The following is a 23,051-nucleotide window of genomic DNA, read 5'->3' as shown; positions in this document are numbered from 1 at the left end:
GTTAATCAATTCATTAAATATAGAACTTTTTAAAAAAAACGATGTATTAAAAATAGAAAATAAACCTATATAAGTATTTTTAAATACTTGCCTTGGCGCTCTCTAAATTCTCTTGTGCTAATAACTAACATAGTCTTAAATTTTAATAATAACCAATTGATATTCTAGAATATAAAAAAATAAAGTATTTTACATATAGATTTAATCTTTTACTTTTGCCAACAAATAAACCAAACTATGAAATTTCTTTTATTAATATCTATTTCAATTTTAATTATTAGTTGTAATAATAATGTTCATCATAATTTAAATAACAACTACATATCTGATAGTCAAATATCTAATAAAAATAAACTTGAAGAGCCAAATAAAGGCCAAAATGCAGGTAATTTTAGAAAAGGTAAATATCAGAATAATAATAGTCTTAGTGATTTTAAATAATAATTATACTACTTAACATAATTGTTATTATCTACCAATAAATTTCAAGCTAAAACATTGATTTTGTGTAAGTGCCGTTTTGGATAAATGATATTGTATTTGAAAACGCTCTGAAAACCGCATTTTTGCGTTGAATGGATCTACTCAAATCAGCCAGAAATAAGCAATAAATCGTATCTTTTATAAAAAAATCAAATCAATCTTTTGTTTACTATTAAATGTATTGATTCAAATTTATATTGACGAAATAAATCCCTTATACTAATAAAACATAAAAAATTAAAAATTACTCAAAATAGTTTTTAACTCTTCGATAGATTCTGTTGCTTTTTTCTTGATATGTGTAATGGATGAATTTGTGTAAGTTTCTGATGGATCGACATAAATTATAGGAACATTTGGTTTTGCATAATCTTTGAGTGAAGCTGCTGGATAAACTTGCATCGATGTTCCAATAATTACTAAAATATCTGCGGTTAAAACCTCATCAATTGCGTTTTCTATTTCTGGAACCATTTCGCCAAACCACACAATATGCGGACGAAGTTGATTCCCATCTTTGGCTAAATCTCCAATCTTAATATCATTATTCCAATCAAGAATTAGTTTTTCATCTTTTTCGCTTCTTGCTTTTCTTAATTCACCATGCAAATGAATCACTTTAGAAGAGCCCGCTCTTTCATGTAAATCATCTACATTTTGAGTAATAATCGAAACTTCAAAATCTTGTTCTAATTCTTTCAGAAAAAAATGCGCTGAGTTTGGCCCAACATCGAACAATTGTTTTCGTCTTTGATTGTAAAATTCTTGAACCAATTCTGGATTTCTCAAATAACCATCAATAGAAGCGACTTCCATAATATCATGATTTTCCCACAATCCATTTGCATCTCGAAAGGTTGATATTCCACTTTCGGCACTTATTCCAGCTCCTGTTAAAATGACTAACTTCTTTTTCATTTCAATTTATTAATTGAAGTAAATATAACTTTAAACTAAAAAAACTCCATTTATAAAATGGAGTTTTTAAGTTATTTCAACTTTTTTAATTCTGTTAACTTAACCAAACACATTATACTAAATGTTGCAAACATGGTTAATGTAAGAATTGCTGCATTTGTTATCATAAAAATTGTTTTAGTGCTTTATTAATTTGAATTAAAGTTAGTCTAAATCCTTCTTTTTAGAAACGATTCTACATGGAAATAACAACTTAACAACCTTATTTTTAATGAATAAACTTTAATTATAAAGCAAAAAAAAAACCTCAATTGGGAACAACTGAGGCCTTTCTCTACTAAAACTTAAGTACCATGAAAACTCAACTAACTTACATAAAAAGACTAGTACTTATTTTAGAAGTTATCAAACGACATACCAAATTATGTTTCAATATGTTAAAAACAAAAAGCAGCCAATAAATTGACTGCTTTAAATAATTTGTAATAAAAATATACCTAGAAAGTGTATTTATTTTCTTTGATCAATAGATCTGCTATTTGAGTTTTTAAGTTCACTACGTTTGGATATTCGTTATAACGTGTAAATCTTCTTAAACCAGATAACATCATACGTTGTTCATCTCCTTCTGTGAAAGAAACGATACCACGAGTAGCTTCTGTTTTAACAACTTCTACAGATTTGAATAATTGTAATTGAACTAATTTTTCTGCATTTTTCGCTGCATCAGCTCCTTTTACATTTGCAATTTTTTCTGCACGTAACATTGCTGATTCAACCATATAAATTTCTTGCATAATACGAGAAGCTGCAATAATCAATTGTTGATGTTTTTCTAATTCTGCTCCAAATTTTTGTAATGCAGAACCTGCAACCATAAAGAACGCTTTTTTAAGATTAGCGATGATTTCTTTTTCTTGTGCGAATAATTCTGAATAATCTGGAACATCAAATGATGGAATTGACATTAATTCGTTTGCAACATTCATCGCTGGCGACATTAAATCTAATTTTCCTTTGAATGCACGTTTCACTAACATTGATACACATAATAATGTATTAATTTCGTTTGTTCCTTCGTAAATTCTAGAAATACGAGCATCTCTCCAAGCTGCTTCCATTGGCATTTCTTTTGAATATCCCATTCCTCCATAAATCTGAATTCCTTGATCAGCTGCGTCTTGAGCTGCATCAGAAATCCAAACTTTCAAGATAGAAGCTTCGATTGCATATTCTTCAATACCTTTTAGTTCTGCTTCGTTATGAGGCATTCCTTTTGCCATGTTATCTTCAATCGCATCTTGTACATCTTTCGCTGCACGGTAAGCACCAGCTTCTGAAGTAAATGCAGAAACAGCCATATCTGCTAATTTCTCTTTGATTGCTCCAAAAGTATTGATTGATGTATTGAATTGTTTACGTTCTGAAGAATATTGTAAAGAATAATCTAAAATACGACGTTGTGCATCTAAACAAGCTGCTCCTAATTTGATACGACCAACATTCAAAGCATTCATCGCAATTTTGAATCCTCCGTTTCTTTCTCCTAAAAGATTTTCAACAGGAACTCTTACTTCATTGAAAAATACTTGACGCGTTGATGAAGAAACAATTCCTAATTTATCTTCTTCTTCTCCTAATGAGAAGCCTGCACCAGCTTTATCTTTTTCTACAATAAAACCTGTAATATTTTTATCATCATCGATACGAGCAAAAACAATGAATAAATCTGCAAATCCTGCATTCGTTATCCACATTTTTTGTCCTGTGATAATATATTCTTTACCGTCTTCTGATAAAACAGCTTTTGTTTTTCCTGAATTTGCATCAGAACCTGCTTCTGGCTCAGTTAAACAATAAGAAGCAAACCATTCTCCTGTTGCTAATTTTGGTAAATATTTTTGTTTTTGTTCTTCTGTTCCGTACAATAAAATTGGCATTGTTCCAATTCCTGTATGCGCTCCGAAAGCAGTTGCTAACGATCCTGTTGCTCCAGAAATATAATCACAAACCAACATTGTTGTAACGAATCCCATTCCCATTCCGCCATATTCTTCTGGAACAGAAATTCCTAATAATCCTAATTCACCAATTTTACGCATTAATTCTTCGATTAACGCATAATCTTTTTTCTCAATTTGATGTTTTTTAGGAACTACTTCTTTATCGATAAATTCTTTTGCAGATTGCAAAATCATTTGTTGTTCTTCTGATAAATCTTCGTAAGTGAAAATATCATTGTAAGAGGCATCTTTGATTAAATATTGACCTCCGATTAATCTATTTGGATTTGTAGACATTCTTGTAATTATTTTATGGTTGTTATTTTATATCTTTTATAAAAAGAAGAGCCGGATCAGAAAAAGATCATTACCAACTCTCCTACCGCATTATTTTAAATATTCGAAAATTGAAGCTGCTCCTTGTCCAGTACCAACACACATTGTTACCATTCCATATTTCGCTTTACGCGCTTCCATTTCGTGTAACAATTGGACTGTTAATTTTGTTCCTGAACATCCAAGTGGATGCCCTAAAGCAATTGCTCCTCCATTTACATTGACAATATCAGGATTAAGATTCAATTCGCGCATAACCGCAACTGATTGAGAAGCGAATGCTTCATTCAATTCTATTAACTGAATATCTTCTAATTTCATTCCTGCTTGTTCCAATGCTTTTGGAATTGCAAACATAGGTCCCATTCCCATAATACGAGGTGCTAAACCTACTGTTGAATATGCTGCTAAACGAGCAACTGGCTCAAGACCTAATTCTTTTACCATATCTTCTGACATCACCATTACGAAAGCTGCTCCGTCTGACATTTGAGAAGAGTTACCTGCAGTAACCGATCCTCCTTGTGCAAAAACAGGACGTAATTTTGCCAAACCTTGTACTGAAGTATCTGCACGAGGTCCTTCATCAACTTTGAAATCGATTTTCTTCGTTTGAACTTTTTCATTATCATCCAAGAAACTATATTCAACATCTAAAGGAACAATTTGAGATGCAAATTTTCCTTCTGCATTTGCTTTTAATGCTTTTTGATGTGAATTGAATGCAAATAAATCTTGATCTTCTCTTGAGATATTAAATTCTTTTGCAACTTCTTCAGCTGTTAATCCCATTCCCCAATAATAATCTGGGTGATCTTTTGCTAAATCTGTTTCTGGAATTGGTTTATATCCTCCCATTGGAATATATGACATCGATTCTGCACCACCTGCAATGATACATTCTGCCATTCCTGTTCTAATTTTTGCAGCTGCTAATGCAATTGCTTCTGATCCTGATGCACAGTAACGGTTAACTGTAACTCCAGGAACTTTATCTGTATCCAATCCCATTAATGAGATAAGACGTGCCATATTTAATCCTTGTTCTGCTTCTGGCATTGCACATCCTACGATTAAATCGTCTATACGTGCTGGATCTAAAGTTGGATAATCTTGCATTAAACGCTTGATTACTGTAGCTGCCATTTCATCTGGACGCGTAAAACGTAATGTCCCTTTTGGCGCTTTTCCTACAGCTGTTCTATATCCTGTAACTATATATGCTTGTTTCATTTTATTTTAAAAATTTAGATGTTAGATTTTAGATGTTAGATATTAGATTTTAATTTTTGTTGAAATACATAATTCATTTTTTGAATTTCATTTAATAATAAAATAACGTGCTCTACTTTATCCTTTTTCAATAATTGTAGTTCTATTCCTAAAAATAATTGAGTCATTAATTCATAAGAAGAACCATTGGCTATAGATAAAAAATGAACGAATTCTTTATTTGAGTTTCTACCAGCTCCTTCAGCAATATTTGAAGGAATTGAAATTGCTGCTCTTTTAATTTGGCTTATTAAACCAAATTTTTCGTCTCGAGGTAATTCTAAACAAATCAAGTAAACTTCTTTCGTCAGCTCAATCGCTTTTTTCCAAATTATCAAATCCTCAAGTTTATGCATCTCAATACTAATATCTAAAATCTCAATACTACAATTTTAATTGCGCAAAGGTTTACCTGTTTTTAACATATGTTGAATACGCTCTAAAGTTTTTCTTTCTCCACAAAGAGATAAGAATGTTTCGCGCTCTAAGTCTAACAAGTATTGTTCTGAAACATGAGCTGATTCAGATAAATTACCACCTGTCATAACATATCCTAATTTATTCGCAATTAAACGATCATGATCCGAAGCAAAATGTCCAGCAACCATAGAATCTGTTCCTACATAGAACATTCCCATCGCTTCTTTCCCTAAAACTTCTACTTTACGAGGAATTGGTTGTGTATAACCTGCTTCTGCCATAATAATTGCATGTTTCTTCGCTTCGGCAATTTGACGTTCAGCATTGACTACTACAATATCTTGTTCACGAATAATTCCCATATTTTTCGCTTCATATGCAGATGTTGCTACTTTAGCTGTTGCGATATTCATAAAGTTATCACGTAAATGATTAACTTTTACATCATCTTTCAAAGCAAATTCTGTTGCACGGCGAGCAAATTCTTTTGAACCTCCTCCACCTGGGATTAATCCAACTCCAACTTCAACCAAACCAATGTAAGTTTCGGCAGCAGCTACAATTTTATCTGCATGCATAGACATTTCACAACCTCCACCAAGTGTCATTCCGTGAGGAGCAACAACAACTGGAATTGATGAATAACGAACACGCATCATTGTATCTTGGAACATTTTAATTGCCATGTTCAATTCCCACCAATCTTGCTCAGCAGCCATCATCATGATCATTGCTAAATTAGCTCCAACAGAAAAATTACTTCCTTGGTTACCAATTACAACTCCACGATAATCTTTTTCGGCTAATTCAATTCCTTTATTAATTCCTTGTAAAACTCCTCCACCTAAAGAATTCATTTTTGAACGGAACTCAATATTAATGATTCCATCTCCTAAATCTTGGATAGATGTTTCTTGGTTTGACCAAATTTCATTCGTTTTTCTGATATTATTCAAAATAATGAATGCATCTTGACCTGGAATTAATTCGAATTGTTTTGTATTTTGATTATAGAATAATTTCTTCCCATTTTCTATTTTATAAAAAGAATCTGCACCAGTTGCGGCCAATTCTTTTACCCAATCAGCCACTTTGAATCCTTCAGATTCTACTAATTGAATTCCGTTTTGTAATCCAACTAAATCCCAAGCTTCGAATGGACCTGTTTTCCATGCGTAACCTGTTTTCAAAGCATCATCTATTGGATAAAGAACGTCCGTAATTTCTGGGACACGTTGCGAAACATATGCAAATAAAGATGCAAAATGTTTACGGATTAATTGACCTGCTTTACCAGAATCTTTCAATAAAATGCCTAATTTATTACGCATAGAACCTGCATTCTTAGCAGTTTCTACAGCTGTAACTTTAGCACGATTCATTGGACGATATTCTAATGTATCTAAATCTAAAGCAAAACGATTTAAGTTTCCGTCTTTATCAAGTTCTTTATAATAAAATCCTTTTTTCGTTTTATCACCTAAGAATTTATTTTCAATCAAGAAATCCAAAAACTTAGAATCTTTCAAACCTTGAATCATTTCATCATTTGGAGCATTTTGTTGTAAACCTTTCGTTACATTGTATGCTGTATCCAAACCAACTAAATCTCCTAATTTGAATGTTCCTGTTTTTGGTCGACCTAAAATAGAACCTGTTAAAGTATCAACTTCTTCTATTGTTAACCCAATTTCCTGTGCTAATTCCATTACTTTCGCCATCGAATAAACACCAACTCTATTCCCGATAAAACCTGGAGTATCTTTACATAAAACTGGTGTTTTACCTAAAAATAAAGATGAATAGTTTTGGAAAAACTCGACAACAGATTTATCTGTTTGAGGTGTTGGAATAATTTCGAATAACTTTAAGTAACGTGGAGGATTGAAGAAATGCGTTCCGCAGAAATGTTTTTGAAAATCTTCTGAACGACCTTCAGCCATTAGATGAATTGGAATACCAGAAGTATTAGAAGTTACTAAAGTTCCTGGTTTACGGAAATTATCTACACGTTCGAAAATTGATTGTTTAATATCTAGTCTTTCAATGACAACTTCTATTATCCAATCTGAATTTTTAATCTTTTCGAAATCATCATCAAAATTCCCTACAGTTATACGAGAAGCAAATGCTTTGTCATAAATTGGTGAAGGATTGCTTTTTAAAGCTGCATCTAAGTGAGTTTGAGCAGTTCTGTTACGAACTACTTTACTGTCTAAAGTAAGTCCTTTCGCTTGCTCTTGTGGTGTAAGCTCGCGAGGAACCATATCTAGCATCAAGACTTCGACTCCGATATTTGCAAAATGACATGCAATACCAGACCCCATTACTCCTGATCCTAATACGGTTACGTGTTTAACGTGTCTTCTCATAATTGTTTTTAAATATTTTTTTGTCCGATATTAATTGGTTTATTTTATAAATCACCTCTAAGAAAACTTGCATTTTCTCTGGTTCAATATGATTATTAATTGATTCATTAAATTGTAAAACAAAGTGTTTTGAAATATCTCTCATTCTTAACCCTTCTTCTGTTAAAGTGATTAACACACTTCTTCCATCTTCTGGATTTGGTTTTCGAACGATAAAATTTCTTGTTTCTAGATTTTTTAAAGTTCTTGACAAACTTGTTGGTTCTATTCCCATTTTTGGTCCTAATGAAGTACTCGGCGTACCTCCTTTTGGATCTATAGATAATAATGTAAAAGCATACACCATTGTAGAATCGTAAGCACCTGCTTGCTCATTATACATTTTCTGAACAGATAGCCATGTTGAACGTAATAAATAATCTATCGTTAAATCTTCTCTTAACATATTTTAGTGTATGTCTAACAAATATAATATTTTTTTATTATGCAAGCATAATAAAGTTTCAAAATTTAATTTTGTTTAACAATTTATAATTCAATTTACTATTTCTCAATGAAAAGTATTTTAAATTATGATTAATAAAATAGAGGAAACTAATTAAATAAAACCTAAATTTATTTCATCATTGAAATCAGATCTATTAGTGTAAAAATACGTCATAATTAAAATCGAAAATAAATATAAAGTAGCTTTTATATTATAAATAAATAAGATTATTTAATCTCTTATCAACAGCATACATTCGTATAAATTTTAAAATACTGCTTATGGAATCAAACCATATGATGAACAAAGTAACAGCGGCAACGCTATTAATCGCATTTGGAATAATTTACGGTGATATTGGAACAAGTCCATTATATGTAATGAAAGCGATAATTGGCGAGAATCGCGTAATTGAAGAGAGTATTGTCTATGGAGGAGTATCGTGTGTGTTTTGGACTTTATGTTTTCAAACTTCTATCAAATATGTATGGTTGACACTAAAAGCGGATAATGATGGCGAAGGAGGTATTTTTTCTTTATATTCATTAATTAAGAAAAAAGGTAAAAATCTTATTATCCCCACCATTATTGGGGCTTCTGCTTTGCTCGCCGATGGAATTATAACCCCTCCCGTCTCCGTATCTTCTGCTGTTGAAGGGCTTCGAATGCTCGATGGACTAGAAAGTCTACCTACAATACCTATTGTGATCTTTATTCTTTCTATGTTATTTTTCTTCCAACGATTTGGGACAGATAAAGTAGGAAAGATATTTGGTCCATTTATGGTTTTATGGTTTACAATGCTTTTGAGTTTAGGTGTTTTACACATTGTACATCATCCAAATATTATCAAAGCTTTAAGCCCATATTATGCTTATAATCTTTTAATGAATTATCCGCACGGATTTTGGATTCTTGGAGCTGTATTCTTATGTACAACAGGAGCCGAAGCTTTGTATTCTGATTTAGGACACTGTGGGAGAAAAAACATTAGAATTAGTTGGTTATATGTAAAAATATGTTTAGTTACAAATTATTTAGGTCAAGCAGCTTGGTTAATGCATCAAGATAATCCGATGTTGGATGGTAGAAATCCTTTCTACGAAATGATGCCTGATTGGTTTTTAATTCCAGGTATTTGTATTGCAACTGGAGCAGCTATTATTGCTTCGCAAGCTTTGATTACAGGTTCTTTTACCTTAATCAACGAAGCAATAAACTTAGGGTTCTGGCCTAGAACATTAATTATTCAACCAAATGAACACAAAAGCCAAGTTTACATCCCAACAATTAATTTTATGTTATGGGCTGGCTGTGTTTTTATCGTTTTATATTTCAGAGATTCTTCTCACATGGAAGCTGCCTACGGACTTGCCATAACAGTTACCATGTTAATGACAACATTCCTATTGTCTTATTATCTCAACTATTATACAAAATTCAATAAAATATTTATTGTTATAATCCTATCAATTTTTGTTGCAATAGAATCTTCTTTCTTTATAGCAAATGTTGTAAAATTTGTTGATGGAGGTTATTTAGCATTATTAATGGGATGGTTATTCTTCGTGGTAATGTATTGTAGTTTTTATGGAAAAATTCTTAATTCACGAAATCTTGAATTTGTAAAAATCAAACGGTATGCGAAAATATTAACAGAATTAAGTGAAGATAAAACAATTAACAAATATTCAACTTTCTTGTTTTATTTAACTAAATCTACAAATCCGAAAAATATCGAGAAATATAGCATTCAATCTATCTTATCAAAACGTCCAAAACGTGCAGATGTTTACTGGTTTATAAACATCAACCGAGATAGTGAACCATATACGTTGAGTTATAAAATATTACCGATAGTCGATCAAAAAATATATCGTATCACATTTAATGTTGGGTTTAGAGTTCAGCCAAAAACAGAACAATACATCAAGAAAGTTATCAACGATATGTATTTAAACGGAGAACTTGAATTAAAATATTTAAGCAATTGTTTGAAAAAATACAATCAAGATCCTGATATGAAATTTGTTTTGATTGAAAAATTCCCTTCTATCGAAACCAAATTGAGTATGAAAGAATTCTTCACGCTAAAAGTTTATTATTTATTGAAGAAAATAGAATTCAATATTCCGAAATCTTTTGGATTGGAGAAAAATGATGTCGTGGTAGAACATATTCCTTTGTATATGCACAAAAATAGCATTGACAACTTGAAAAGAATTGAATAAAAATAAAAAAAATCCTGAAAATTAATTTTCAGGATTTTTTTTTATCTCAAATAGTTTAGAAATAGAAATATGTAATATAAATACAAACCTTTATAAAAAGCTGAAGCCCTGGAAAATCCAAGGCTCAACCTAATTAACACTAATATGAATTAACACTAAAAACTTATGAAGTAAAATAATGTTCAACTTTATTTTAGATGCGATCTAAGCATCCAAGCAGTTTTTTGATGTTGTTCTAATAAACCAACTAAGAAATCCGAAGTTGAAATATCATTGAACTCATCAATTTCTACTACAGCTTGTGATAAAAAGTCAATAATAACTTGATGATCGTGTAGTAAATCAGCAATAAAACTTAAACTGTCTTTGTTTTCTGTTTTCCTTGCTTCTGACAAATGAGCTAACTGCAAATACTCTGCCATTGTTGCTGGTGCATAAACATCTTTCTGACGAATTTTCTCAGCAACATCATCAATAACAATTTGTAATTCGTTATATAATGATTCGAAATACACATGTATAGTTTGAAAATCTGGACCTTCAACATTCCAATGTGCGTTTCTTGTTTTTAAATATAAAATATGTTCGTCTGCTAATAACTTAATTAAAATATCAGCAATTTTTTGTTTCTTTTCTGGAGATAATAATTTCATTTCTTTAAATTTTTATATTGTCTATTTTGATTAACTTTACTATTGCAAAGATAAAACCAGAAAAAAGAAGAATTATAGATTTTACAAATCTTATTTCTATTCTTTTATAATTAAAAACTATGAACGTCTCTTATCATTAATTCGTCTGTTAAAAACTGAACCAATTTTTGATAAGACAAATTTATAGTGGTTTTTTCATTTAAAGCCATTTTAAAAAGTTAAAAATTAATTAAATTTCTATGAAAAAGTTTCTTTTATTTATCATTTCCTTAACCCTATCTAACACAGCTTTTTCTCAAATTAATCAAAATCAAAACCTTGCCAATAATTGGAGATTTGGAGGAGGAATTGGATTGTCTTTTGGGAATAATAGTTATTTCGGTGTTAATGTTTCTCCAAGTGTTGGCTACATGATTTCAAATGATTTTGAGTTAGGTGCTACAGCAGGTTATCAATATGCAAAAGATGATTATGCAAAGTTGAATTTATTTAACGTTGGTCCTTACATCAATTTTTTTCCTGTTGAAAATATTTTCTTAAGAGCTAATTATATGTACTACACAGGAAAACAAAAATACAACGATCGTACGCCGTATTACAACAGTATTCACGAAGCTGACTTAGACGAATCTGCTTTGTGGCTTGGTGCGGGTTATCAATCAAGTGGTCCTGTAAGATTCCAAGCTGGTGTCATGTACAATGTTTTATACAAAGAGAACGAAAGTATATTTTCTTCTGGATTTCAACCATTCATGGGAATTTCAATCGGATTATAAAAGTCAAAAAAATCCATCTAAAATTTTTAGATGGATTTTTTATAACTCTTATTTATTCTAACTTTTGAGTTTATTTTTCAAGAATAAATATATACCATTCGTCCAACCAAATCCATCTTGGTTTGGATATTCTCCACCTCCAGCTAAACTATTTAAATCAACAGCATTGTATTTCTCCATAAGCTTTCCAGTTTCATTGTACGTTTTTTCTACAACCTTGCACCAATTTTCTGCGATTTGTAATGATGTATTTTTATGATTATATTTTTGAAATGCTTCATAACCTAACCATTGAAATGGCGCCCAAGCATTTGGGAAATCCCATTGTTGTTTAGATTCTTTTGTCGTTGTCACTAATCCTCCATCATATAAAATATTGTTTTCAATAAAATTCTTCACTTTATTGGCTTGAGAACTTTCTGCTAGTTTAAAAAATAATGGATATGACATTCCGACATGTTCTGAGGATGTTTGTGATTTTTTAGAAAAATTATAATCTACATAAATCCCTTTATCATCATTCCAAAAATAATTTTGAATTGCTGTTTTTCTTTTGTTCGCTCTTTCTTGATAATATTCAATCTTTGGAGATTTATTATCAATAATTTGAATAATTTCTGAAAGCAAATTTTCTGTATTCCATAACAAACAATTTAAATCTACTGGAAGAATATTCAGCGTTTCTATTGTTTCTATCTTTAAAGGATCTGAAAACCATCTACTAGAAAAATCCCAACCAGATTCGCAAGCTGCACGAATATTTCTATAAAAATCATTTTGATCTGATTTTTCATTATCCATTATATCGATCAAATAACTTTCGGGACGAGGTTCATTTTTCGAATCATAGTATCTATTCAATAATGTTCCATCTTCTAACTTGACTACTCTATTTATAGATTGCCCGTTCGCAATTTCTTGCTCACCATTCATCCAAAAATGATATTCTTTTTCTAGAACAGGAAAAAACTCAATAAGTAATTTATTATCTTGAAGAGTTTCAGCCAAGAGTTGTAACATCAAAGAAAAGTATGGAGGTTGAGATCTAGTCAGAAAATACGTTCTATTTGCATTTGGAACAAAACCAAATGTATTAATCAAATAAGCACAATTGTCTACAATATTACGCATCATTTCAACTCTACCAGATTCTTTTAATCCCAGCATTACGAAGAAACTATCCCAATAAAAAAATTCATTAAATCTACCTCCTGGAACTATATAAGGTTTTGGTAATTGAAGCAATGTACCACGATCTTCTTTTGATGTTTTTGTTAAATGATCCCACAATTTCTCAATATGATCTTCTATTAGAAGATTATCATTTTTTTTATACGAATGACTTGTTGTAGGAAACTCAAAATAATGAAGAACAAATTCCTTTAAATTAAAATTTTCACTCGTTTTCTCTTCTTCATATTTAGACATAATCTCTTGTACTGAATAACGAGGGATTGCATCTGTCATCATTTTTTGATCATCAAAAATTTTCTGTTTTTGAACCTCATCAAATAGACTTTTAATTTCTTCTAAATGTAATTGCTTATTCATTAATTAATTGTTTTTTTTATTCATTCTATTCATCATCAAAACTGATCCTAATAATAACACAAGCGGTATTAAGGATAAATAAAAAGCATGTTGTCCGCTAAATTTTTGAAAAACACTTCCTGTTAACATCGATCCAACTGTTCCTCCAATAGCTGAGAAAACAACGATTAATCCGGACATTGAACTATGTAAATATTTTGGGATTGATGCGAGAATTATAGAATTAATACTTGGATATATTGGAGCTAGAAATATTCCCATTAATGGAAATAGATAAACTACTAATGGAGCATTGAGCCAACTTGCATTCAAAACATTTTCGTTTTCATGTGTAAGTGGTAAAACCAATAAAATACTTATTGCAAAACCTACAATACAAAAAGTAACGATGTAAATCCATGAAAATGATTTTGAAAAAAATCCTGATAGGAATCTTCCTAAAGCAAATGATCCTGCCAGAATTGCTCCTGCTTGCACACTCATACTTGTTGGAACTTTAAGCACTTCTTTATAAAAAGTTGGTGTCCAAGTTTGAAAACTTTGTTCAACTAAAACAAATAAAAATGTACATATTAAGAACAGTAAAACTTTATTAAGTTTAAAAAGTTTCAAGCTATTAATTACATCAGAAGTTAGGTTACTTCCTTCAACTTTCGCTTCGTTTTCATCGAGCTTTGTAAACAATAAAAATATAAATGAGAGAAGACTTAATCCTCCTAATATCCAATAAACTTGTAACCACGATGTTGATTTCGGATCATTATCATCAATAAAAAAACTGAATAAAAGATTTCCTAATAATACACCTATCATAAAAAATCCTTCCAAAAATCCCATCATGCTCGAATGCTCCTTATCGGAATTGGTAACCAAACCTATTGATGTAAAAACAGAAATTTTAATCAAAGCAAATGAAACTCCAATTGTAGCAAATAATAATTTGAAATACCAAAAATCGTCGGCTTGTGTGATAAAAAAACACATAACCGAAACAAAACCTAAAGCAATCAGCATAGATTTTTTAATTCCAATTTTTGGTAAAAAAGACGCAACCAAAAATGAACAAATTGCAATTGGCAAATCCTTATAACCTTCTAAAACGCTCGCCTGTGATTTTGTAATATCAAAATTCTGCTGAACTTTAAGAATAATTGTCCCTACAGAATTGAGAAGTACTGCAAATACTAAATAATTTAAATATAATGCGAATTTTATATTGTAGTTTTTCATTTTTCAATTTCTTTAGGCAAGTTATAATTATTCGATTTATGATTATTTAACATTATAAATCAATACTTGAACTATATTAATATATTTTAATTAAATTAGTTTCTATTAAAATTAATTTAATGAATATTAGCTACGAAATAGTTAAAAAAGATTTAGATTCTTCTTTTAGGGTTTTACATGTAAATCAACCAATTTCTGAATTAACTTGGGAATATCATTATCATCCAGAAATAGAATTAGTATGTGTAAAATCTGGAAACGGCACAAGACATGTCGGTTACCATAAAAGCAATTATTTAAATGGTGATTTAGTTTTGATAGGATCTAATGTTCCACATTCTGGTTTTGGATTGAATTCTACAAATCCTCACGAAGAATATGTCGTACAATTTAATGCTACTATAATTCCATCTGCAAATGAATTAATCGAATTTAAGGATATTCAGCAAATGATGGAACTTTCTAAATATGGGATTCTTTTTGGGAAAAAGATAAGGAAGGATATTATTCCTTATCTTATAAATTTATATGAAAGTAATGGGCATTTGAGGTATTTGAAATTATTGGAAATATTATCTATTCTTTCTCAAAGTAAAGATTTCAAATTACTCAATAAAGAAATTATGCCTTATACGATTATTTCTAAAAACAAAAACAGATTGCAAACCATCTTCACCTACGTTGAAAATAATTATCATAATGAAATTGATATTCAATATGTTTCTGAATTAGTAAATTTGACATTACCTGCATTTTGTAATTTTTTCAAGAAAGCAACGCAAATTACTTTTACGGAATTTGTTAATCGCTACAGAATAGAAAAAGCATGTTTTCTTTTAATTCAAGAAAAATCAGTTACTGAATGTAGTTATCTATGCGGTTTTAACAATGTAACTTATTTCAATCGAGTATTCAAGAAGTTTATACATAAAACACCTTCAGAATTCATTCAACAAAATAAGTTTAATTAAAGTTCTCCTTTTAAGAATTTTCCTGTTACACTTTTCGAATTTTTCATTATTTCTTCTGGCGAACCTTCCGCAACAATTTTCCCTCCTTTATTCCCTCCATCTGGACCAATATCAATTACATAATCAGCTAATTTTATAACGTCTAAATTATGTTCGATAACGATAACTGTATTTCCAAATTCAACAATTTTATTGATTACTTTCATCAATACATTTACATCTTCGAAATGTAAACCTGTTGTTGGCTCATCAAGAATATAAATCGTTTTTCCTGTTTGTTTTTTTGCTAATTCTGTTGCTAATTTCACACGCTGCGCTTCTCCTCCACTCAATGTTGTTGATTGCTGCCCAAGTGTGATATAACCTAAACCTACGTCTTGTAACATTTTTACATAACGATAGATTTTAGGAATTGCTTCAAAAAATTCAACCGCTTCATTTACGGTCATTTCTAGAACATCCGAAATTGATTTTCCTTTGTAACGAACTTCCAAAGTTTCGCGATTAAAACGTTTTCCATTACATGTTTCACATTCAACATGGATATCTGGTAAAAAATTCATTTCAATAACGCGTAATCCTGCTCCTTGACATGTTTCGCAACGTCCACCTTTTACATTAAATGAAAAACGCCCAGGTTTGTAACCTCTAATTTTTGCTTCTGGTAAATTGGTAAACAACGAACGAATATCAGAAAAAATTCCTGTATATGTTGCAGGATTCGAGCGAGGAGTTCGACCAATTGGCGACTGATCAACTTCGATTACTTTATCCAAATATTCTAAACCTTCTATTTTTTTGTAAGGCATTGGATCTTTTTCTGCTCTAAAGAAATGTTGATTCAAGATTCGATACAACGTTTCATTAATCAACGTCGATTTTCCTGAACCTGAAACACCTGAAACAACGACCAATTCTCCTAATGGAATTGTAAGATTTACATTTTTCAAATTATTTCCAGATGCTCCAAAAAGTTTTAATTCATGTCCATTTCCTTTTCTTCGCTCTTTTGGAACTTCGATTTGTAACTGATTATTTAAGTATTTTGATGTTAATGTATTCGATTTCAACATTTGCTTTGGTTCGCCTTCCCAAACAATTTGACCTCCATTTTTCCCTGCTTTTGGTCCAACATCAATTACATAATCAGATTCCATAATCATGTCTTTGTCATGTTCCACAACTAAAACAGAATTTCCGATATCACGTAATTTTTTCAAAGAATCTATCAATCTCACATTATCGCGTTGATGCAAACCGATGCTTGGCTCATCTAAAATATATAAAACATTAACCAACTGAGAACCGATTTGTGTTGCCAAACGAATTCGCTGTGCTTCTCCTCCAGAAAGTGTTTTTGAAGAACGATTAAGACTTAAATAATCTAATCCAACATCCAATAAAAATGATAAACGTGTATAGATTTCTTTTAGAATTTCATGTGCAATTTGTTGTTGATTTGCTGTCATTGAAACTGGAGCTTCCTCAATCCATTTTTGTAAAGATTTAAGATCCATTTCTGCAACTTCTCCAATATTTTTATCATCAATACGAAAGAAAAGTGATTCTTTTTTTAGACGTTTTCCTTCGCAAGTTGGACAAACAACTTTTTTTCCAAACTTTTTACTGATTGAATTTGAAGAAGGATTGTTTTTATCTTCCATTATTTCAGAAAGAAATTCGCTTAATCCTTCGAAATCTATTTTATATGTTTTTTTGACTGATGCAAATTTCAAATCAACGTTCAAAGTTTCCTTCAAACCATTCATTACATCATCAATCAATGCTTTCGGTAGTTTTTTGAAAGCAACTTTTTCATCAACATTGTGTTTTACAAAAATAGCTTCCAATTGTTTTTCTATTCGAGAAGAAGTTTTCAAAGCTTCAAATAATTCTTCTAGATTATCAAACAATGATTTGTCTTTATCTTGAAATAATTTTTCATTATTAACAACTTTCAATTCTCCCAAACCTGTACAAGTAGGACAAGCTCCTTTTGGCGAGTTGAATGAAAATGTGTTTGGTTCTGGCAAAGCATACGAAATTCCTGTTGAAGGACACATCAAAGAACGAGAAAAGAAGTTGGTTTCGTTTGTTTCATAATCCAAAACCATTGTAATTCCGTTTCCTTGCTGCATCGCATGATCTATACTCGAACGTAATCGTTGATCATTTATTTTATCATTCAGAATCATTTTATCAATCAATAATTCTACATCATGAGTTTTATAACGATCTAACATCATTCCAGGCGTAATATCTTGCAAATTGCCATCAATACGCATTTCAAGAAATCCTTTTTTGGAATATGTTACAAAAACTTCTCGATAATGACCTTTTCGTGAACGAACTATTGGAGCTAAAATCGCAATTTTACGTCCATTATATTGCTCACGAATCAATTCTATGATTTGATCTTCTGTATAAGCAATCATTTTTTCGTTCGTTTCTAAAGAATATGCTGTTGAAGCACGCGCATACAACAAACGAAGAAAATCATAAATCTCTGTAATTGTTCCAACTGTAGAACGTGGATTTTTATTGGTTGTTTTTTGCTCAATTGCAATAACTGGTGACAAACCATCAATTTTATCGACATCTGGACGTTCCAAACCTCCTAAAAATTGACGTGCATAAGCTGAAAAAGTTTCGATGTAACGACGTTGTCCTTCTGCATAAATTGTATCAAAAGCTAACGAAGATTTTCCACTTCCACTTAAACCTGTGATTACGACAAGCTCGTTTCGAGGAATTTTTACGTCAATATTTTTTAGATTATGTTCACGTGCACCGTAAACTTCAATAAAATCTTTATCCATGTTCGTTTGTAAGAAGTTACAAAAATACAAAAAAAGCCACATTTCTGTGGCTAAGTATACTTTAAAAATTGTTAATTATTAAGTGTTTATTGTTTTTTTATTGGAATATAAATTCGAGAAATTAATTTTAAACTATCTGTTTCTTTTGGATCATTTAGCATAATTTCTAATTGCTTTGTGCCTAATTCTAGTTTTTTAGATTTCGCATAATTTTTCATCTTTTCGATTGTTTGATTATGCTTAGAATGTGGACCAAAATGTAATGTTAATAAATAATTTCCTCCAGGAATAACTACTTTTTTCATTTCCTTTTGCAAAGGTAAATCTTCGATTAATTGTATTCCTGCAAAAAATGTTGCTTGATCTTTTTCTTTATTAAAATCAGTAAAATAAATGTATGGAAAACCTAAATCGAAATCAAATCCACCTTCTTCTTTGTTCATCAATGCTTTATAAATAACTTCAAAAGCTCCATCTACTTTATCCATCACATCTTTCTCAGATAAACTTGATTGTTTACGAATTGCTAATAAATTTATTCGATCCAATTCTACAATTCTGTATTCACCATAATTTAAACGACCTTCTTTTTGATCTTTATCCAATCTTAATTTTACTTGTTTATTCAAATAATCTAAAGATTCTTCGAATTTGGATTTTGGATTTTTGAAGAAAGCAAAATAACGATAGAAATAAGGGATTTCTTGACTTAGATAATTTAATTTAGTCGTTGTTTTACCATTATCTTGTTGTTCAAATTTTACATTTAAACTATCCAATTTTTCCCAACCATCATACTTTATCGTATAATTAACAAATCGGTTAATCGAAAAATTATCAATCGTTACTTTTCCAGAAGCAATCGAAGCATCTTCAGAATCCCAAATCATGTAATTTTCATCTTCTTCTTTTGTATTCGAAAACTTTTTGATTATTAAAGAATCTGAAGCTGTAAATTGTTCCCATTTGGAGAATTGACGAAAATTATAAAATTCGTCGTATACCAAACCAACAGGCGCGTCAAATTCATACTGTATTTCTTCGTCGAAACGATCTGGTAAAACCATTGGCAATAATGCTAAAATTGCAATTATGATGACTAAAAAAAGATTTATTTGTTTCATTTATAAAATTGATTTTACAAAAATAGAAATACTTTGTAGCTCTCGAAATATTAATCCAAATTAATCTGTTAAATATATTTATATTTGATTAAATAATATAAACTTATGGACTTTACAAATTTAATTCAGGGAGCTATTGGTCAACAAGTAGTTGGTTCTGCCGCAAAACAATTAGGTATTAATGAATCTCAAGCACAAACAGCAGTTGCTGCAGCGGTTCCTTTTTTATTATCAGCATTAAATAAAAATGCTCAAAATGGAGGAGCAGAAAATATTTCAAACGCATTAAATCAACATAACGGAAGTATTCTAGATGACCTTTCTGGTTTCTTAGGGAAAGGAGGAAATCAACAAGATGGTTTAGGTATTTTAGGTCATATTTTAGGAAATAAACAACAGAATGTAGAGGCTGCCATTTCTCAAGAATCTGGTCTAAACATGCAACAAGTAACACAAATATTAGCTTTAGTTGCTCCTATTGTAATGGCATATTTGGGAAAACAAAAACAATCTGAAAGTTTAGATTCTAATGGAATTACAGGATTATTAGGAGGTTTAGTTAGCGGAACATCAGCAAAAGAAGGAATTAATTTAGGTGGTTTTGAGAAATTATTAGATCAAGATGGCAACGGAAAATTAGGACTTAGCGATGCAATGGGATTATTAGGAGGATTCTTCAAAAAATAGATCTTGTCTTAAATTGAATAAAAATACAAAATTTATTAAGCAGGAAAATTTCCTGCTTTTTTTGTTTCTAAAATTATCAACCTACAAATATTGAGTAATTAAAATTATCAACTTTATAAATATTAAAAGTTTATTTTACAAAATGCATGATATAAATTATTAACAATTGTAATTTTATTAATAATTAAACACAAATAACATGGATACTTTATTTTACTCAGAAAAATTCATTCAAAGAATTAAATCAAAAAACCCAAACGAAAAAGAATTTTTACAAGCAGTTGAAGAAGTTTCCGAAACCATTTTACCATTTATAGAAGAAAATCCAAAATACAAGAAATTCAAAATTCTTGAAAGAATTGCAGAACCAGAACGTATTATTCAGTTTAGGGTAACTTGGGTAGATGATAAAGGTGAAATCCAAATCAACAAAGGTTATCGTGTACAAATGAATTCTGCGATTGGTCCTTACAAAGGCGGATTGCGCTTTCATCCATCTGTTAATTTATCAATTCTTAAATTCTTAGCTTTTGAACAAGTATTCAAAAATAGTTTGACAACATTGCCTTTGGGCGGCGGAAAAGGAGGTTCTGATTTTGATCCAAAAGGAAAATCAGACATGGAAATTATGCGTTTCTGCCAATCTTTTATGACTGAATTATCACGTCATATTGGTGCAGATGTCGATGTTCCCGCTGGAGATATCGGAGTTGGAGGAAGAGAAATCGGTTATTTATTTGGCCAATATAAACGCATGCGAAATGAATTTACAGGTGTTTTAACTGGAAAAGGATTAGAATATGGTGGTTCATTGATTCGCCCTGAAGCAACTGGTTACGGATTATTATATTTTGTAGAATGTATGTTAGCCGAAAAAAAAGAAACATTAAAAGATAAAACAATTACCATTTCTGGCTCTGGAAATGTTGCGCAATATGCTGCTGAAAAATCTCTGGAAATGGGTGCAAAAGTGGTTACACTTTCTGATTCTTCTGGATATATCTATGATGAAGATGGTTTTGATACAGAAAAACTAAAAGTTATTTTCAAAATTAAGAATGAAGATTATGAAAGAATTTCAAAATATGTAGATTATTATCCAAATGCGAAATTTTTCTCTGAACAAAAACCTTGGAAAGTTCCTTGCGATATAGCTTTGCCATGTGCAACACAAAACGAATTGGATTTAGATGATGCACAAACTTTACATCTCAATGGTTGTAAATTGGTTGCCGAAGGTGCAAATATGCCAACGACGCCAGAAGCTGTTCATTATTTCTTGGATCATCATGTTTTATATGGACCTGGAAAAGCTGCTAATGCAGGTGGTGTTGCAACTTCTGGATTGGAAATGTCTCAAAATTCGATTCGTCAAAATTGGGATAGAGAAAAAGTAGATTATCGATTAAAAGAAATTATGATTAAAATTCATCATCAATGTAAAAAATATGGAGAAAGTCAATTTCAAGAAAATATAAATTATTACAAAGGTGCTAATATAGCTGGCTTCGTAAAAGTTGCAGATACTATGATTGCTCAAGGAATATAAAAATCCATTTATAAAATTCGGTTCACATTACTGAATTTAAGATTCAATTGTTTGTTATTAAAGTAAGAAATACAATCTTGGAAATCAAAAAGTAAAAGAAGCAAAACAAGTTCAAAAAACAACAGAACAAAATAGAATTTAATATCATAAACGATATAATTTTCACTAAATTTGAGAAAAGCAATAAAATGAATTCAGTCAAAATCATTCGAACAAATTCATCTAATGAAGAATTTCAAAATTTAATCAAAGAACTAGATGCTGATTTAAAAATTAGAGATGGAGAATCTCATTCGTTCTTTACACAATTCAATAAAGTTGATAAGATAAATCACGTCGTTATTGCTTACCTAAACGAAAATCCTGTTGGTTGCGGAGCGATAAAACATTATTCTGACACGACGATGGAAGTAAAAAGAATGTATGTAAATCCTGATTTTAGAGGAAATAGAATTGCTGTCAAAATTCTAGATGAATTAGAAAATTGGGCAATCGAATTAGGTTATGAACGATGTATTTTGGAAACTGGATTGAAACAACCTGAAGCAATTGCTTTATATGAGCGATGTGGTTACACAAGAATAGAAAATTACGACCAATACAAAGATGTGGAAGAAAGTGTTTGTTATGAGAAAATATTGAAATAAAAAAGCTGAACAAACGTTCAGCTTTTTTATTATTTATGATTAGATTCTTTTACCATTTTGTTCATTTCGGAAGCAGTAATTTCACCATCCATAATCATGTATATTTGTTGATCATCGTTATTGATACTCATCAATACATTTTTGAAAACCTTGGCATTTGCATTCTCTGTTAGAAAACGAACTTTACTTCCTTCTTTACTTATCGAAATCAATTCTTCTAAATTCATTTTATCAAAAGTCGATTTTACTTGATTTTTAGCTTCTTTGTTTGCTTTATCAATCATAATCATTTTAATCGAATTCATTTTTTTGAACAATCCATCTAATTCTTTCATATCCGAATCATTTGTTGTCAAATTATTCATCATACTAAACATTGCCTTGTTTATAGTAATCGTTGTAACGCCTTTTTTGTCTTGAAGTTGGTTATAAACTTCTACAAATTTATTTGTTTGTGCATTTGCAAATCCAACAATGAATAATGCAAAAATGTATACATATTTTTTCATGTTTTTTCTTTTT

Annotated in this window: 18 protein-coding genes; 6 read left to right on the top strand and 12 right to left on the bottom strand. The window is 30.4% G+C overall.

What is annotated here, in order from left to right:
* Positions 1-720: 720 nt before the first annotated feature.
* The 6 genes from ACMHJW_RS11770 to ACMHJW_RS11745 all read right to left on the bottom strand — a co-directional run bounded on the left by ACMHJW_RS11770 (position 721) and on the right by ACMHJW_RS11745 (position 8,249).
* Positions 721-1,401, bottom strand: a complete 681-nt coding sequence (locus ACMHJW_RS11770) for an SIR2 family NAD-dependent protein deacylase (RefSeq protein WP_413533613.1) — start codon at positions 1,399-1,401, stop codon at positions 721-723.
* A 497-nt stretch (positions 1,402-1,898) separates the two neighbouring features.
* A complete protein-coding gene (locus tag ACMHJW_RS11765; protein WP_413533612.1) occupies positions 1,899-3,701 on the bottom strand; it encodes an acyl-CoA dehydrogenase family protein in 1,803 nt (600 codons plus the stop codon).
* A 90-nt stretch (positions 3,702-3,791) separates the two neighbouring features.
* A complete protein-coding gene (locus tag ACMHJW_RS11760; protein ID WP_413533611.1) occupies positions 3,792-4,973 on the bottom strand; it encodes a thiolase family protein in 1,182 nt (393 codons plus the stop codon).
* A 35-nt stretch (positions 4,974-5,008) separates the two neighbouring features.
* Positions 5,009-5,368: a four helix bundle protein gene (locus ACMHJW_RS11755; RefSeq protein WP_413533610.1), complete on the bottom strand. Its 360-nt coding sequence runs from the start codon at positions 5,366-5,368 to the stop codon at positions 5,009-5,011.
* Between the two features lie 36 nt (positions 5,369-5,404).
* Complete coding sequence (locus tag ACMHJW_RS11750; RefSeq protein WP_413533609.1) at positions 5,405-7,804, bottom strand: 3-hydroxyacyl-CoA dehydrogenase/enoyl-CoA hydratase family protein; 2,400 nt, start codon at positions 7,802-7,804, stop codon at positions 5,405-5,407.
* Positions 7,788-8,249 (bottom strand): MarR family winged helix-turn-helix transcriptional regulator, encoded by a 462-nt coding sequence (locus ACMHJW_RS11745; RefSeq protein WP_413533608.1) that lies wholly within the window; start codon positions 8,247-8,249, stop codon positions 7,788-7,790. The genes ACMHJW_RS11750 and ACMHJW_RS11745 overlap by 17 nt, the downstream gene beginning before the upstream one ends.
* 323 nt (positions 8,250-8,572) lie before the next feature.
* Here ACMHJW_RS11745 and ACMHJW_RS11740 point away from each other — a divergent pair, with 323 nt between their 5' ends.
* Entirely contained in the window at positions 8,573-10,522 is a 1,950-nt protein-coding gene (locus tag ACMHJW_RS11740; protein ID WP_413533607.1) for a KUP/HAK/KT family potassium transporter, read from the top strand.
* A gap of 188 nt (positions 10,523-10,710) precedes the next feature.
* Here the strand turns inward: ACMHJW_RS11740 and ACMHJW_RS11735 are convergent, their stop codons facing one another.
* Positions 10,711-11,175, bottom strand: a complete 465-nt coding sequence (locus ACMHJW_RS11735) for a Dps family protein (protein ID WP_413533606.1) — start codon at positions 11,173-11,175, stop codon at positions 10,711-10,713.
* A 239-nt stretch (positions 11,176-11,414) separates the two neighbouring features.
* On the opposite strand from ACMHJW_RS11735, the gene ACMHJW_RS11730 reads away from it, so the two are divergent.
* On the top strand, positions 11,415-11,951 hold the full coding sequence (locus tag ACMHJW_RS11730; protein WP_413533605.1) for a hypothetical protein: 537 nt from the start codon (positions 11,415-11,417) through the stop codon (positions 11,949-11,951).
* Between the two features lie 57 nt (positions 11,952-12,008).
* Here the strand turns inward: ACMHJW_RS11730 and ACMHJW_RS11725 are convergent, their stop codons facing one another.
* Both ACMHJW_RS11725 and ACMHJW_RS11720 read right to left on the bottom strand, forming a co-directional pair.
* Positions 12,009-13,502, bottom strand: coding sequence for a trehalase family glycosidase (locus ACMHJW_RS11725; RefSeq protein ID WP_413533604.1), 1,494 nt, complete (start codon positions 13,500-13,502; stop codon positions 12,009-12,011).
* Between the two features lie 3 nt (positions 13,503-13,505).
* Positions 13,506-14,732: an MFS transporter gene (locus ACMHJW_RS11720; RefSeq protein WP_413533603.1), complete on the bottom strand. Its 1,227-nt coding sequence runs from the start codon at positions 14,730-14,732 to the stop codon at positions 13,506-13,508.
* A 119-nt stretch (positions 14,733-14,851) separates the two neighbouring features.
* Between ACMHJW_RS11720 and ACMHJW_RS11715 the strand changes: the two genes are divergently transcribed.
* A complete protein-coding gene (locus tag ACMHJW_RS11715) occupies positions 14,852-15,703 on the top strand; it encodes an AraC family transcriptional regulator (RefSeq protein ID WP_413533602.1) in 852 nt (283 codons plus the stop codon).
* Here the strand turns inward: ACMHJW_RS11715 and uvrA are convergent.
* Both uvrA and ACMHJW_RS11705 read right to left on the bottom strand, forming a co-directional pair.
* Positions 15,700-18,522, bottom strand: coding sequence for an excinuclease ABC subunit UvrA (gene uvrA, locus ACMHJW_RS11710; protein ID WP_413533601.1), 2,823 nt, complete (start codon positions 18,520-18,522; stop codon positions 15,700-15,702). The two genes, ACMHJW_RS11715 and uvrA, sit on opposite strands and share 4 nt — an antisense overlap.
* A gap of 86 nt (positions 18,523-18,608) precedes the next feature.
* Complete coding sequence (locus ACMHJW_RS11705) at positions 18,609-19,646, bottom strand: GyrI-like domain-containing protein (RefSeq protein ID WP_413533600.1); 1,038 nt, start codon at positions 19,644-19,646, stop codon at positions 18,609-18,611.
* Between the two features lie 105 nt (positions 19,647-19,751).
* Here ACMHJW_RS11705 and ACMHJW_RS11700 point away from each other — a divergent pair, with 105 nt between their 5' ends.
* From ACMHJW_RS11700 to ACMHJW_RS11690, 3 genes are all read left to right on the top strand, one after another.
* Positions 19,752-20,333, top strand: a complete 582-nt coding sequence (locus ACMHJW_RS11700) for a DUF937 domain-containing protein (RefSeq protein ID WP_413533599.1) — start codon at positions 19,752-19,754, stop codon at positions 20,331-20,333.
* A 199-nt stretch (positions 20,334-20,532) separates the two neighbouring features.
* The gene (gdhA, locus tag ACMHJW_RS11695; protein WP_413533598.1) at positions 20,533-21,882 is read left to right on the top strand and encodes an NADP-specific glutamate dehydrogenase; all 1,350 of its coding nucleotides are present in this window, start codon (positions 20,533-20,535) and stop codon (positions 21,880-21,882) included.
* Positions 21,883-22,070: 188 nt separating this feature from the next.
* Positions 22,071-22,529 carry a GNAT family N-acetyltransferase gene (locus ACMHJW_RS11690; protein WP_413533597.1) on the top strand — a complete coding sequence of 153 codons (459 nt, stop codon included), beginning with the start codon at positions 22,071-22,073 and terminating at the stop codon, positions 22,527-22,529.
* 29 nt (positions 22,530-22,558) lie between these two features.
* Here ACMHJW_RS11690 and ACMHJW_RS11685 read toward each other — a convergent pair whose 3' ends face one another.
* A complete protein-coding gene (locus tag ACMHJW_RS11685) occupies positions 22,559-23,038 on the bottom strand; it encodes a DUF4252 domain-containing protein (RefSeq protein WP_413533596.1) in 480 nt (159 codons plus the stop codon).
* Positions 23,039-23,051: the final 13 nt, after the last annotated feature.

The organism is Empedobacter brevis, assembly GCF_965118635.1.
GTDB classification, from domain to species: Bacteria; Bacteroidota; Bacteroidia; order Flavobacteriales; family Weeksellaceae; genus Empedobacter; species Empedobacter brevis_A.
Note: the sequence above shows the minus strand (reverse complement) of the source record. Positions and strands in the feature narration are given on the sequence as shown.